The following is a 15,718-nucleotide window of genomic DNA, read 5'->3' on the forward strand; positions in this document are numbered from 1 at the left end:
ACGAACATAGGATGTCTCATATGAGGAGGAAAGGCTGTATGAAGAAAAAAGTGTTGGGATTAACGACATCCGCGGTTCTTGGATCTTCGGTTTTCGCAGGAGTCGCTTCCGCTGAAACGATTCGAGTAGAAGCCGGGGATACTCTTTGGGGAATCTCGCAAAGATATAATACTACTGTTGTAAAGTTAAAAGAAGCAAATAGACTTACAAGCGATACAATATACATAGGTCAGGTTTTAAATATTCCTTCAGAAGCATCGTCTTCTCCGAAAGCGAAAGTAACTACTAATAATCAAACAGAGGCGGCTCCTAAACAAACTGGTTCGACATACACAGTGAAAAAAGGTGATACGTTATGGGGCATTGCCAAAAACAACGGAACGTCTGTCAGCGAATTAAAAAGGCTGAACGGATTAACCAGCGATTTAATTTATCCTGGCCAAGTGTTAAAACTATCTGGATCCAGCCAAGCTGTATCTAGCGAAAAGGTTAGCGCCAAAGAACAGGTGCAGGCGCCCAAACAAACCTCACAAACTTCAAATAAAGCAAGTTCACAAAATACATATACCGTCCAAAAAGGCGACTCTCTATGGAAAATTGCTGTAAAATTTAAATTAACCGTCAATCAATTAAAAGCTGCGAATAACCTTTCATCTGACGTTATTTACCCCGGCCAAGTATTGAAGCTGTCAGGCTCTTCAGCCGATAGTGCACGTCAAGTGAATTCCGGTACAAAAACGAATTCTGATTCATCTACTCAAAACGGCAAAGTTTTAGTAATGATTCGAGAAGCCAAAAAATTAGTTGGAGTTCCGTACAGATGGGGCGGAAATACGCCATCTGGTTTTGACTGCAGCGGATTTGTTTACTATGTATTAAACAAAGTGACATCCGTTTCTCGGTTAAGTACAGCCGGTTATTGGAACATGATGAAACCAGTAAGTTCACCAGATGTCGGAGACTTTGTATATTTTTCAACATATAAAGAAGGTCCTTCCCACATGGGAATCTATCTTGGAAATGGGGATTTCATTCATGCCGGATCAAGTGGCGTGCAAATATCGAATTTAAACCAAAAATATTGGAACGATCGATATTTAGGAGCCAGATCTTATTTTTAAAATTATATTTTGCGAGAATGAGAAACATGAAGCAATCAGCCGTTTGTTGGCTGATTGCTTTTTTAATCGGAAGAATGATAGAATCGTCTAATTTGCCGATACATCCATCTTACTGGAGATTTTGTATATGTATGAAATTTAGGGTTGTTAAAAATGTTTCAGCCCTGAAGAGTAAAAATTCTTCGAGATAATTCCACCCAAACTTTGCCAAATATGTGATAATAAGGGTATGTAAAAAACCTAATATATTGGCATTTGGGGGGGATTTTTTTATGGTAACGAGGAAGGAAAAGCGTGAAAAGGAAAAAGAGGTAAATTATTTATTCGAGTTGCTAAAAACACAAAATCACTTTTTTAAAAATTTAAACAAATTGCTCAAAACTATTGATGATCCAAGGCACCAAAGCTATATTACCTATGACACGGAAGTCCTTTTGATGATGGTTATTTTGAAAAATGCATGCAACTTAAAAAGTATGCGCGAAATGACAAACGAATTTAATAAGGAAGAGTGCATTAAAAATTTGGGGAAATTGTTGGGGAATGAAGATTTGGAAGAACTGCCCCATTATGACACAATCAATGATTTTTTGGCACGAGTGAACCCGGCAGAACTTGAAAGGATCCGAATCGATATGATCAAGAAATTATTCAAAAAGAGGTGTTTTGAATCCTATCGTATCAATGGGAAATACTGGGGTATTGCCATAGATGGGACCGGTATTTTTACTTTTGACAAAAAACATTGTGAACACTGCCTGAAACGGGAGCGCAAATACATAGACAAGGAAACGGGTGAAGAAAAAATAAAGACCATCTACATGCATCATGTCTTGGAAGCCAAGTTAATTGTGGGAAATATGGTACTAAGTGTGGCCTCCGAGTTTATTGAAAATGAATCAGAGGACGTGGAAAAGCAAGATTGTGAGTTGAATGCTTTTTATCGACTGACTGCTAGACTGAAAGACACCTTTAAAAAACTGCCTATCTGTCTGATTGCCGATAGTCTTTATGCCTGCGAAAATGTATTTAAACAATGCAAGGCGAATAATTGGAACTACTTATTCCGTTTTAAGGAAGATCGTATTAAAAGCATCACCGATGAGTTTCAAGCGTTAAAAAATATGGAAGAGGAGGAAGGCAAGAAAGCCAATGTGGTAAAGATACGTGAAAGCGAACAGCGAGGGGAAATCACCTGGGTGAACGATATTGATTACAGAGGCTTTGGGGTGAATGTTTTCGAATGCGAATTAGAAGATGAAAAAAGAAAACAAAAATTTACCTTTATCACAGATATAAAAATCACAAAAAACAATGCAAAGAAACTGATGAACGCTGGCAGAAGCCGCTGGAGAATAGAGAATGAGGGGTTTAACAGACAAAAAAACCTGCGCTACCACATTGAACACGCAAGCAGCCAAGATTACAATGCCATGAAAAATCACTACCTATTAACCCAAATTACAGAGATTATCATGGTGTTACATGAGCATGGGTCAAAAATATTGAGAAGCATGAAGAAAACGATAAAAGAAATATCCTCGCGATTGTTAGAAGCCTTCCGTGGGCAAACACTAACAGACGAGGATATCGCACAACTGGGAAAACCTATGCAAATTAGGTTTACCTAGCGAATTAATTGTACCAAAGGATGTGATGTTTGGCAAAGAAAAAAAGTTATCCACAACAAACAAAAATAAGTTATCCACATTTTTTAAAAAAATAAGCAAAATTGGTTCTTTTTGACCCTTTTTGTAAATAAATTTAACTGGAAAATTTTACCAACTGTGGATAAGTCGTAATTGCATAATACTACCGAAAATTGATAAATTTACTCCTCATAGCTGAAAATGTTTCGACATTATTGACAAGAAATACAATTGTATATAAAAATTTATATTTTGCAACGAATTCAGCAAATGATATGGAATAATTTTTAGAAAATAAGTCATACTCTGTTGATCTGAAGGAGGTGCTATAGGTATTGATTAGGAGCACGGTCATACAGGATATTACAGATATTGTAAATCTGTTAGGTGGGACGGACCCTACCATGTAAATATATTCAATTAATATCTACTAACATGAGGTGAAGAAGCTATTGGAAGTTAGTGAAATTTAAAGAAAACGTGAGAATTTTGAAGAAAATTAAAGTTTATAGAGGGAGGGTGAAATGATCCCAACACCATTTTATTATTATGCTTTTAGGCTGAGAAGTGATATCCAAGCTGTAAGGAATGCTTTACTTCCCCCTAAAACATCGGTCTGCTTGAGGGTCAAATCAATCGCTTACAAATAATAAAACGAGTGACTTGCGGACGAACTGGATTATTTTTGTTAGAGAAACAGGTACTTTATCGATTGTGATAACTATTGCGAAATAACAAATATAAACTTGTTTTCAACCCTTACTCGTTTTCATAAAAAATTTCGTAAGAACCATATTTAAAATCATTTCTAAACAAAAGATCGAAGTCATCACGAGAAACCATGTCTTCTATCTACAACAATCATCTGGTAGACCGATTGATCATCCCTTGAAAGCAATGGTTGGATTTTAAAAAATTCTATACGAAAAAATCTTGTCTCAATCGAGGTGCAAATAGATATTGTTTTTGCACAAAAATTGTTTTATAATCATTATGGAATTAAATAAATAGCATCCTCATTCACCCGATGAGGTAGAGGTTGCGGCTTTTATGAGTACTGCGAACGAGATGCAGAGAACATTGAAGACTTCGCTGGAAAGGGAAAGCCGCCGAAGTTCGCACATTTCTCTGGATGTGCGGACTGGGGTTGCCACCGAACAGGGGCAGCACTGTCACGGTTTGCCTGAAGAAAAGCAGCCGTGGAGCGCTATCTTCACGGAAGGGTTGATACGGGTAATGTTTGTATTGCCGCCGAATCACCTTCGGCGGCTTTTTTGGTGCGCCCAGCATGGGTGTAATCTCTAGGGTGAAAGTCCCGAGCTGCAAAGGCAGAAGAGCAGTTAGCTTAACGCAAGGGGATGGTGCGGCTATTTTGCCTTGGCAGATACGCCAAGTAAGTTCAAAGAATTTGGCGAATGGATCAGACGAAGACTTCGAATGTGTTTATGGAAAGAGTGGAAAACGCCGAAAACAAAAATTCGGAAACTCAGAGGATTAAGTGTTCCAACGCATAAGCCATTCGAGTGGGGTAATACGCAAGAAATACTGTCGGATTGCCTGCAGTCCCATTCTACACAAAACCCTCGACAACTCCTACTGGAGTCGACAAAGGTTAAGAAGTCTATTCGAAAGATATCAATTTCTGCGTCATCTTAATTGAACCGCCGTATACTGAATGGTACGTACGGTGGTGTGAGAGGTCGGGGGTTAGTCACCCACTCCTACTCGATTATCACCCGGCTCCTTTCCATGACAAAGAAAAAAGGAGCGATGAAAACAATGGAAAGCGTTATTAAAAAGAAGGAAACAGCTACGACCGCCCATTCTTCGCCTAACCAGCTTCGACGCAAGCTAAAAACAAGGCATTTAACGATGATTTCTCTTGGTGGGACGATTGGCACTGGATTGTTTTTAGCCAGCGGTGGAGCAATTCATACTGCTGGGCCGGGCGGAGCGCTGGTAGCGTATATTGCAATTGGTATAATGGTGTATTTTTTGATGACCAGTCTTGCAGAAATGGCAGCTTATATGCCAGTTACTGGAACGTTTAGTACGTATGCAACTAAGTTTGTCGATCCTGCGCTCGGATTTGCTCTAGGATGGAATTACTGGTACAACTGGGCCATTACGATTGCCGCAGAGCTCTCTGCTGTGACTATAATTATGAAATTTTGGTTTCCTGATAGTCCTTCACTTTTATGGAGCGCTTTATGCTTAGTAATTATGTTTCTGCTTAATTATTTATCCGTAAAAGGATTTGGCGAAGCAGAATATTGGTTTTCGCTCATTAAAGTAATAACAGTCATTATTTTTCTTATTGTCAGCTTTTTAATAATTGTAGGTATTATGGGTGGTGAAGCGGTTGGATTTAAAAACTTCACCATCGGCGACGCTCCATTCCATGGTGGTTTCATGGCGACTCTCGGCATTTTTATGGCGGCGGGTTTTTCTTTCCAAGGAACAGAGCTGCTTGGAGTTGCAGCAGGTGAAAGCGAGGATCCGAAGCGTAACATTCCTCGCGCCATTCGGCAAGTATTTTGGCGCATTTTGCTATTTTATATATTGGCTATTTTAGCAATCGGACTTCTTATTCCATATACGAATGAAAATCTAGCGAATAGCGATGTTACGGTCAGCCCGTTTACTCTCGTTTTTGACAAAGCTGGCATTGCGTTCGCTGCATCCGTTATGAATGCTGTCATTTTAACAGCGGTTTTATCAGCTGGAAACTCTGGTATGTATGCGTCTACTCGGATGCTTTGGGGGCTAGCAAAAGAGGGGAAAGCGCCAAAATTTTTGGCTAAGTTGAATCGCCGGGGAGTCCCTGTTAATGCATTACTGGTTACTGCTTCATTAGGAACGCTTGCTTTCTTGGCTTCGTTTTTTGGGGATGGGATCGTCTATGTATGGTTATTAAATGCTTCTGGTATGTCGGGGTTCATTGCATGGCTTGGCATTGCAATCAGTCACTATCGTTTCCGCAAAGCGTATGTTGCGCAAGGGAGAGATCTCCGTGATCTTCCTTACAAAGCAAAATGGTTTCCATTCGGACCGCTGTTTGCTCTGGTACTTTGCGCGGTCGTCATTTTGGGACAGAACTACAGGGCCTTCATGGGAGAATCAATCGACTGGTACGGTATTCTCGTTTCTTACATTGGATTGCCATTGTTTTTAGCAGTTTGGTTTGGCTATAAAATCGTGAAAAAGACAAAGGTCGTTCCTCTCGATGAATGTGAATTAGACTAAAAAGCCGCTTGAAAAGACGCATTAGTATCCAAAATCTGCACGTTCGGTGTTCAACGGATTTTGTATGCCATCACAACGACGAAAACGCTCGTATGGTGCAGGACAAGTGTAAACGAATGATGGTCCAATCAGAAAAGCCGCTCTTTCTTGATACGGAGCGGCGTTCATCAGTTAAAGGGAAAGCTTCATCTTTTCCATCAAATGATTTGTTCTTTTTATTCCGATAATTAAGATTGTCTGTTCAGAGCTCCCAACATCCAGAGATGGGGGAATGGCGGAAAGGCGTCCATCATCTTCCTTTCATTTGGTAAGATAGAAAACGATTGGATTGAATCCATTCCTCCCTATATAGATGTAACTTGACATGTTAACATCTGCATGGATATGTAGCTTGGACCGTTTTTCGACGGTCTGAAAATAGGTGTCTTTCTTAATGTTGCCAAAATGTTAAATGATACATTTGAATTACAAGATCTATATATATAAAATTTTAACTAAGCTACTAGTATGCGAAAGTTGAGTTCAATATAAATAAATTTCTATATAATTTACTGTAGATGAGCAAATTCACTAACATAAATTTACATCCGAACAAAAAAGGAGACATGAACCCGATTCCTTGATTAGAATAGATGTGTCACCAAACCATTCTCAAGGAGGTTCATGTCTCATGAATAGACTACCACATCACCAAGGAATCGACAAGTTTTTCGCAATGTTGGGGCTGGCCCTTTATTTCTCTAAGCCGGTCATGAAGCATCTCGTTCATATTATCGATGCGCTGACAACGAAAGGATTTGTGGGAACCTTGACCGATCTGCATCATGAGAGCTTTCATCCCAACCATCGAACGACACTGAGCCATTTTTTCACGAAAAGCCCTTGGGATGAAGAAATCTTGCTTCGCAAACTCCAGCAGTGGATGCTTCGTCATGTGGAACGAACGGCCAAGCGAAAGAATCACCCCATTTTTGTTTCGATCGATGATACGATCTGCCGAAAAACGAAGCCTTCGTCACAGGCGAAACACGCTATTGAAGGGTGTAATTGGCATTATTCTCACGCGGACAAAAAGTCGATTTGGGGACACTCTCTCGTCTGGCTCATGGTTCATACGATGACGCAAGCCTTTCCCTTTGCGTTTCGCCTCTACGACAAGGCGGATGGGAAAAGCAAGGGTCAATGGGCCATCGAGATGCTTTCTTCTTTGGATGTGCACGGTTCTGTTTATGTGCTGATGGATTCTTGGTACCCATCGAAAACACTCGTGGAAGCCTGCCTGAAAAAAGGATTCCACGTCATTGCGATGCTCAAGACGAATCGGGTTCTTTATCCAAAAGGCATCGCCATCCAAGCCAAACAGTTTGCCCGCTATATCGAACCGAACGACACCCATCTCGTCACGGTGGGAGAAGAGCGTTATCGCGTGTATCGCTACGAGGGAGCGCTGAAAGGTCTCGATGATGCCGTTGTGTTGTTGGCTTGGAAAGCCGATCAGCCGATGACACCTGAACATCTTCACTGCGTCTTGAGCACCGACCGGGAGCTAAGCGATGAAGAGATCTTGCGCTACTATGCCCAGCGTTGGTCGATCGAATGCTTTTTTCGACAAGCGAAAGACCAGCTGAAGCTCGATGGGTACCGCGTTCGTCAACGTCGGGCGGTGAAACGGTATTGGATCTTGGTGCAACTCGCTTATGTGTACAGTATGGTCGAATCCAACAGCGATTTCTCTACCGGGCTTGACTTCCTTCGAAAGAAGAAAGGACATAGCCTCGTGGAGTTTATTTACGATGCAGCGAAACAAGATATTCCCATTGATGTCGTTAAAAAACAGCTTCATGTGGCATAAGGGGTACTCCGTTTGTCTCTTTTTACATGGTAATTATTGTAATGAAAATTGCTCAACTACAGTAATTTATTGATTTATAGGGGCTGTCTAATAAGTCGATTTTTGGGCTTATAGACGCCCCTTTAACTTTTTTTAAAACGTTGATATATTCATGCTTATGATTTGATGGATTTTGACTTTCTGGACAATCCCAGTAGTACAAACCACGTCTATGGTTTGTGCTGTCTGTAAAAATTATAATATTTTAAATTCAAAAGAATCTTAAAAATTAATGTGTTAAAAAAGGATATGATATAGTTATGTAGTGAAACAATATAAAAAAGAACGTGATGATTAGAAAGGAAATTTTTATGATGTCTTTAGAGCTTCATTTGCCAAAAGAAATAATAAATGTAATTGAATCTCGCAAAAAGCGGGTGCATTCTGATCAAGATCAAAGATTAATTGGACAAGGCGGTTTTTTGTCTGACGATCCAGTCATTTTGTATGATGCGCTGGTGGCATTGGCCCTTGGAAAAAATGTTTTGTTAAAAGGACCGACCGGTGCTGGGAAAACGAAACTTGCTGAAACGCTGTCATCATTTTTTTCTCAGCCGATGCACAGCATTAACTGTTCAGTTGATCTTGATGCCGAAGCATTGCTTGGATATAAAACGATTGTCAATTCCAGCAATCAAACAGCCATTGAGTTTGTCGAAGGACCTGTTATTCAGGCGATGAAAAAAGGGCATTTTTTATATATAGATGAAATCAATATGGCGAAACCTGAGACATTGCCAATTTTAAATGGGGTGCTAGATTACCGGAGGCGGATCACGAATCCATTTACACAAGAGGTTGTGGCGGCGAAAGAGGGATTTGGTGTCATCGCAGCTATTAACGAAGGGTATGTAGGGACGGTTCCGTTAAACGAAGCGTTGAAAAACCGATTCGTCGTGATTGATGTTCCATATGTACAAAATGAAAAGTTAAAACAAGTGCTCACTGAGCAGTCTTCTTTAAAAGATGAAAAGCTGATAGAAAAGTTTCTCACATTATCCAGCGACATTATTACACAAGTAAAAATCGGGAAGGTTTCGGAAGAAGCAGCTTCCATCCGGGCTTTGATCGATGCCTGCGATTTGTCGGTTTATTTGCCCCCTTTAAGAGCGATTGAACGGGCCATTGCAGCAAAATTGGATGATGAGCTGGAAAAAAGAGCGATCATGAACATTGCAGAAACCGTTTTTGAGTGAGGGAAATCCGATGCATTATATAAAATTTAATGATGAAATCATAGATTCAATGTTAATGATGGAGCTGTCCGATTTAGCGCAAACATTGACAAAACGAAGAGATATCGATATCGCTTTTGCCGTTCAGTCTTACTTTCATCCAGCAGAACAAAAAATTTATATCAGCCATTTTTGGAACGATCGTGCGGAAGAAGACAAGCTTGCAGGATTTAAATCAGACATTTATTTGCGCGCAATTGGCAGCTATTATTATACGGATTTTCATCAAATTGCTGCATTTCATGATCTCGTTCGGATATTACATCATCAAAAATTTGCAAAACAGCTGTTGATGCTGCTTGAAGATGTCCGGATTGAAGAACTGGTTAAACGCGATCGTCCCGGGACAAAGCGCTATTTCCGCAAGCGGCTGAATATTTATAAAAAATATTACCGTGATCAGCTGAAAGCAAGCCTTGATCGGGGATTTGCAACCGATGCGCTCTTTGCGGCCCTGTATGAAATGGCTACGGCCACATCACCTGTTTTGAATGTACCAGAAATAAGCGTCCAAATAGATGAACTGCTGCCTTTCGTGAAGGAACAAGTGATGAACGTATACGATGCAAATAGCACGAAAGAAGTTTCCGATATTGTCCTGAAGACGATGGGGCTGTTGGATGAAGTGTTGAAAAAAGATTTGATCCATACTTATTTCATTTTGCCTGATTTATCGGAAAAAGATCTCCATACCTTGACTTTTGACGACATGAAACGAAAAGACCGGCTTCAAAATCAGGATGCACTGGATAATGTAAAAAAGGGCGATGAAGATCTTCATGATGAAAAAATGGCCATATGGCATCGTGAAACATCCACACCGACGAAAAGCTTTTTGCAATTTGATTTAGAACAAGGAACGCAAACGAATTTAATAGATGAACATGCAAGGCAAACTGAGACGGGAGATCAGGCGCTTGTGATTGTGGAAGGTTCAGCTAGACAGACTCAAAACAATTATTATGACGAAGTAAATGCTGATGAAAAGCTGCAAAAAGAAGCAGAGCAAGAAATACAACAACAACTCGGGAAGGAAAACAAGCATGCAAAAGCATATTTCCTGACGGCAAACATGCCAAAGGAAGCAGAAAAATCTGCGTATGAAAAGGAATTGCAGCAATTGATCGTGTACAAAAAACGTTTGCAGCGAATCATTCAAAAAACGCTTGAACATAAAAAGACATATCCAAAACAAGATGAACATTTCGGCAGATTGAATAAAAAGCTGTTGCGTCTATGGACGGATGAAAACCCGAAGCTTTTTTTCAAAAAAAGGAATCCTGCGAATGATCTTGACGGGGTGTTTACACTGCTCGTCGACTGCTCTGCATCCATGCACGACAAAATGGAAGAAACAAAACGAGGCATCATTTTGTTTCATGAAACGTTAAAGTCCGTTCGGGTTCCACATCAAATTGTCGGTTTTTGGGAAGACTCGGCAAACAGTACAGAAAACAACCAGCCGAACTATTTCAAAAAAGTAATCAACTTCGAAACTTCACTTAGCTCCAGCTCAGGACCAGAAATCATGCAGCTTTTGCCTGAAGAAGATAACCGCGACGGTTTTGCGATCCGGCATATGACAAACGAACTGCTTGCAAGAAAAGAGAAGCAAAAATTTCTTCTTGTTTTTTCAGACGGTGAGCCTGCTGCCTACGGATATGATCAAAACGGAATTGTCGATACACATGAAGCCGTAATGAATGCTCGAAAGCACGGTATAGAGGTGCTGAACATATTTTTATCCGCCGGAGCAGTTGAAGAAAGCAAAAGAAAGGTAATGAAAACGATTTATGGAAAACACAGCATCATGGTGCAAAATATCACAGAACTCCCGGACGTCTTGTTCCCGCTTTTGAAAAAATTGCTGCAAAAAACAATCGAATAAACCGCCAAAACATGGCAGAATACAACATGTATTCAAAAAATCAAGAAAATTATTATATAAAGATGCTAATTTTTAAGTAAATACTATTGGTCAATCTGATGAATAGTGTTAAAATAGCGGTGGAAGCGGTTATTTAAAAAAATATAGCTTGCTTCTTGTGGGATGGTGATGAGAATTTAAAAAAATTTTTTGTGGGGAAACAAAGCAGAAGAATTCTAATGATTAGTGATCATTGGGGGTTTTTAAGAAAATGGAAGAAACTTCGTCAAATTTAAAAATCGCATGGCGTGATTTTCACGGACCTAATTTAGGGTATGTCATGGACTTATATGAACAATATTTAGAAGATCCGAATTCTGTTGATGAAGAATTAAGAAACATGTTTGATGCTTGGGGGGCTCCTGAGGCTCTAACTGAACAATCTTATGTAAACTCCTCATCCACTGTAAGCAGAAATTTGTCTTATACGTTTGAAAAGCTGCAAAAAGTAGCAGCTGCTGTAAGGTTTGCAGAGGATATTCGGACATTTGGACATTTGGATGCTTCTATTTATCCTATGGGGATAAAACATAACGAAGAAGATGTTTTGAATGAATCAAGATACGGTCTGACGAAAGAGGACTTAATTGAAATACCGGCCAAATTGTTGAGTCCGTATACTCCTGATCATGTACACAACGGGTACGAAGCGATCCAATATTTAAAAGATGTTTATTCAAAATCGATTGCATTTGAATTTCAGCATGTCCACAATTTTGAAGAGCATGAATGGCTAAACGAAATGGTGGAATCTGGGAAAATTTTCAAAACACTTTCAAAAGAGAAACGCATTTCTCTTTTGAAGCGATTAACAGAAGTTGAAGGATTTGAATCTTTTCTCCATAAAACATTTGTCGGCCAAAAGAGATTCTCCATTGAAGGTGTTGATATGCTCGTTCCGATGCTTGATGAGCTGATTTCTGAAGCTGTGAAAAGCGGAACGACAAATATAAACATCGGAATGGCGCATCGGGGCCGACTAAGCGTGTTGGCTCATGTGTTAGGAAAGCCATTTGAGCTTATTTTCTCTGAGTTCCAGCATGCACCGAACAAAGAATTGGTTCCGTCTGAAGGTTCAATCGGAATCAACTACGGCTGGACCGGAGATGTGAAATATCATTTAGGTGCGGACAGAAAAATTAAAGATCATAATGTTGTTCGTGCACGGCTCACGCTAGCGAACAACCCTAGCCATCTAGAGTTTGTGGATCCGATTGTGGAAGGGTATACACGTGCAGCCCAAGATAATCGTAATGTGCGCGGATATCCTGAACAAGATATTCACAAATCCATGGCTGTGCTGATTCACGGCGATGCAGCATTCCCTGGCGAGGGAGTCGTGGCAGAGACTCTTAACCTTAGTCAGTTAAACGGTTACAAAACCGGAGGAACAATCCACATTATCGCCAATAATATGATTGGATTTACGACGGAAAGCCATGATTCTCGATCAACAAAATATGCCAGCGACCTAGCCAAGGGCTTCGAAATTCCGATCGTTCATGTGAATGCGGATGATCCAGAAGCATGTTTGGCAGCTGTTTATATTGCCATTTTGTATCGCAATAAATTCCATAAAGATTTCTTAATTGATTTAATCGGATACCGCCGTTACGGGCATAACGAAATGGATGAGCCGATGGCGACAAATCCGTTGCTTTATGAAAAAATTAAGAAACATGAAACAATTTGCAAATTATATGCTAAACAGCTTGAAAGCGATGGAATTATTTCTTTAGAAGACGCAAGAAAGTTTGAACAAGAAGTGCAGGATCGGCTGAAAAAAGCATACGATAAAGTTCCAAAAAACGAACACCAAGAAGAGGAAATTCATATTCCAGAAACGGTCAGCCATGGTCTGCCCAAAATCGACACGACTGTGCCGGTGGATGTCCTTGACAAAATTAACAAGGAATTAATTACTTTCCCAGAAGGATTCACCGTTTTTAATAAATTGCAAAAAATTCTAGAACGCAGGGCAAAAGTATATGAAGAAGAAAGAAAAGTAGATTGGTCGCTTGCAGAAGCGTTCGCTTTTGCGACAATCTTGAGAGATGGAACTCCGCTTAGAATTACTGGACAAGATTCGGAACGCGGAACTTTTGCTCATAGACATTTAGTCTTGCACGATGTGAAAACAGGCAAAACCTTCTCGCCACTGCATCGTTTGTCGGATGTTCAAGCATCGTTTGCGATTCATAACAGCCCGTTGTCTGAAGTTTCTGTATTGGGATTTGAATACGGATATAACGTATTTTCTCCGGAAACGCTTGTTATTTGGGAAGCACAATTCGGTGATTTTGCAAACGTTGCACAAGTCATATTCGATCAATTTATTTCAGCCGGCAGGGCAAAATGGGGACAAAAATCTGGACTCGTCATGTTGCTGCCGCATGGATATGAAGGCCAGGGACCGGAACATTCCAGCGGGCGTTTGGAACGGTACTTGACCCTTGCTGCAGAAAACAATTGGACGGTGGCAAATGTAACGACTGCTGCTCAATATTTTCATTTGCTAAGAAGACAAGCAGCGATTTTAACAAAAGAAGAAGTGCGTCCGCTCATCATTATGACGCCAAAAAGCTTGCTGCGTAATCCAAATACGGTTTCCGACGTTACAGAGCTGACTGAAGGTCAATTTCAACCGGTTATTGAACAGCCTGGTTTAGGTCAAAATAAAGAAAAAGTAAAACGTTTAATTTTGTGCACTGGCAAAATATCGATAGAATTGGCGAATGGTCTGCAAAAATTAGATCAAAAAGATTTTCTTCATATTGTACGGGTGGAGGAAATTTATCCGTTCCCTGAAGAAGAAATTAAAGAGATTATAGAAAGATACCCTAACTTGCAGGAAATCGTCTGGGTGCAAGAAGAGCCGAAGAATATGGGATCGTGGATTTTCACATATCCGCAATTAAAATCTATTGTGGGTGATAAGCTCGCTGTTAAATATATTGGACGTCCAAGACGGTCAAGCCCTGCAGAAGGAGACCCGACAATTCACAAAAAAGAGCAGAGCCGAATCATAACAGAAGCGCTTACATGGAATGAATGAGGAGGAAATTTAAAAAATGGCTGAAATTAAAGTTCCAGAACTAGCAGAATCCATTTTAGAAGGTACAATTTCTCAATGGTTGAAAAAACCTGGCGATAAAATTGAAAAAGGCGAATACATTCTTGAGCTGGAAACCGATAAGGTCAATGTTGAAATTACTGCTGAACATGCTGGTGTTTTAAAAGAAGTATTTAAAAATGAGGGCGATGTTGTCGAAGTTGGCGAAGTCATCGGAATCATCGATGAAGGCGCAAGTGAAGCTCCACAGGCAAGCAGCCCTCAGCCAGAACAAAAAGTAGAAGCCGCTCCAGAGCAAAATCGAGAGGAGCAAACAGTTCAAGTGGAATCGGAAGAACAGTCTGCAGGCAAACCGCGCCCAATCGCAACGCCTGCAGCAAGAAAGCTTGCACGTGAAAAAGGAATCGACTTATCGGCCGTGCCGACGGCTGATCCGCTCGGTCGTGTTCGCAAACAAGATATTGCATATTATGAAGCGCCAAAAGCGGAAGAAAAAGCCCCTAATAAACCAAAACCAGAACCGCAAGAAACACAAAAGGCAACGGTTGCAGATCAGAAGCCTGTGGAACGGATCAGAATGTCCCGCAGAAGACAAACCATTGCCAAACGTCTAAAAGAAGTTCAAAATACAGCAGCTATGCTGACAACCTTTAATGAAGTGGATATGACAGCAGTTATGAACATCCGCAAACGGAGAAAAGATCAATTTTTTGAGGAGCATGATGTTCGTTTAGGCTTTATGTCCTTCTTTACAAAAGCAGTTGTCGCAGCCTTGAAAAAATTCCCTCTACTGAATGCGGAAATTCAAGGCGATGAAATTGTGTTGAAAAAATATTATGATATTGGAGTAGCTGTTTCTACAGATGAAGGTTTGGTTGTTCCTGTTGTAAGAGATGCAGATCGCTTAACATTTGCTCAAATCGAGCAAGAAATTGCCGATCTTGCAGCAAAAGCGAGAGCAAATAAACTTGCGCTTTCGGATCTGCAAGGAGGAACATTTACGATAACAAACGGCGGTATTTTCGGATCTTTATTGTCAACACCGATTTTAAATGGACCTCAAGTCGGTATTTTAGGGATGCATAAAATCCAGCTTCGCCCAGTTGCGATTGACGAAGAGCGCATTGAAAACCGTCCGATGATGTATATTGCTTTATCATATGACCACCGTATTATTGACGGAAAAGAAGCTGTCAGCTTCTTGGCAACTGTCAAAAAGCTGTTGGAGGATCCAGAGCAGCTCTTGCTGGAAGGGTAAATCACTAATGAAGGAAGAACGCATTCCGCGTTCTTCTTTTCATATGAAAACGAACGAATGAAGGAGTGGCAAACATGAATCATCTATCATGGAAAAACAAAAAAGCGAATAAAAAAGTTGTGTGTTTACATACAAATGCAAAAAAGTATATGGTAAATAATGTATTGACACCTGGACAAACTTATGATGTCTTGAACGAAACGGAAGAGTATTATTTTATTATCGACAATTCCGGAAAAGTAGGCGGGTTTTACAAAGAATATTTTGAAGAAGCAAAATAGCTAATCATCCCTTTATTTTTTCTTTCCTTTTTGAGAG

At 40.3% G+C, this 15,718-nt stretch carries 9 protein-coding genes, 1 pseudogene and 1 riboswitch; all 10 genes and pseudogenes read left to right on the plus strand.

What is annotated here, in order from left to right:
- Window positions 1-38: 38 nt before the first annotated feature.
- The 10 genes and pseudogenes from NSQ71_RS08245 (at window position 39) to NSQ71_RS08290 (ending at window position 15,681) form a co-directional block, all read left to right on the plus strand.
- Window positions 39-1,121, plus strand: a complete 1,083-nt coding sequence (locus NSQ71_RS08245) for a C40 family peptidase (RefSeq protein WP_311067245.1) — start codon at window positions 39-41, stop codon at window positions 1,119-1,121.
- Window positions 1,122-1,393: 272 nt separating this feature from the next.
- On the plus strand, window positions 1,394-2,752 hold the full coding sequence (locus NSQ71_RS08250) for a transposase family protein (protein ID WP_094245205.1): 1,359 nt from the start codon (window positions 1,394-1,396) through the stop codon (window positions 2,750-2,752).
- Between the two features lie 1,043 nt (window positions 2,753-3,795).
- Window positions 3,796-3,988, plus strand: a riboswitch (Lysine riboswitch).
- 138 nt (window positions 3,989-4,126) lie between these two features.
- Window positions 4,127-4,430 (plus strand): annotated as a pseudogene (locus NSQ71_RS08255) (group II intron maturase-specific domain-containing protein); the annotation flags it as partial.
- Window positions 4,431-4,549: 119 nt separating this feature from the next.
- On the plus strand, window positions 4,550-6,016 hold the full coding sequence (locus tag NSQ71_RS08260; RefSeq protein ID WP_063389705.1) for an amino acid permease: 1,467 nt from the start codon (window positions 4,550-4,552) through the stop codon (window positions 6,014-6,016).
- 670 nt (window positions 6,017-6,686) lie between these two features.
- A complete protein-coding gene (locus NSQ71_RS08265; RefSeq protein ID WP_063388773.1) occupies window positions 6,687-7,868 on the plus strand; it encodes an IS701 family transposase in 1,182 nt (393 codons plus the stop codon).
- Between the two features lie 329 nt (window positions 7,869-8,197).
- On the plus strand, window positions 8,198-9,103 hold the full coding sequence (locus NSQ71_RS08270) for an ATP-binding protein (protein ID WP_130157580.1): 906 nt from the start codon (window positions 8,198-8,200) through the stop codon (window positions 9,101-9,103).
- A 10-nt stretch (window positions 9,104-9,113) separates the two neighbouring features.
- The gene (locus NSQ71_RS08275; protein ID WP_339195453.1) at window positions 9,114-11,030 is read left to right on the plus strand and encodes a vWA domain-containing protein; all 1,917 of its coding nucleotides are present in this window, start codon (window positions 9,114-9,116) and stop codon (window positions 11,028-11,030) included.
- Between the two features lie 250 nt (window positions 11,031-11,280).
- Complete coding sequence (gene sucA / locus NSQ71_RS08280) at window positions 11,281-14,124, plus strand: 2-oxoglutarate dehydrogenase E1 component (protein ID WP_063389707.1); 2,844 nt, start codon at window positions 11,281-11,283, stop codon at window positions 14,122-14,124.
- 16 nt (window positions 14,125-14,140) lie between these two features.
- Entirely contained in the window at window positions 14,141-15,400 is a 1,260-nt protein-coding gene (gene odhB, locus NSQ71_RS08285) for a 2-oxoglutarate dehydrogenase complex dihydrolipoyllysine-residue succinyltransferase (RefSeq protein ID WP_063389708.1), read from the plus strand.
- Window positions 15,401-15,474: 74 nt separating this feature from the next.
- Complete coding sequence (locus NSQ71_RS08290) at window positions 15,475-15,681, plus strand: DUF6501 family protein (RefSeq protein WP_063389709.1); 207 nt, start codon at window positions 15,475-15,477, stop codon at window positions 15,679-15,681.
- The last annotated feature ends 37 nt before the right edge of the window (window positions 15,682-15,718 follow it).

Source organism: Aeribacillus sp. FSL M8-0235, assembly GCF_038000355.1.
Taxonomy (GTDB): Bacteria; Bacillota; Bacilli; order Bacillales; family Aeribacillaceae; genus Aeribacillus; species Aeribacillus composti.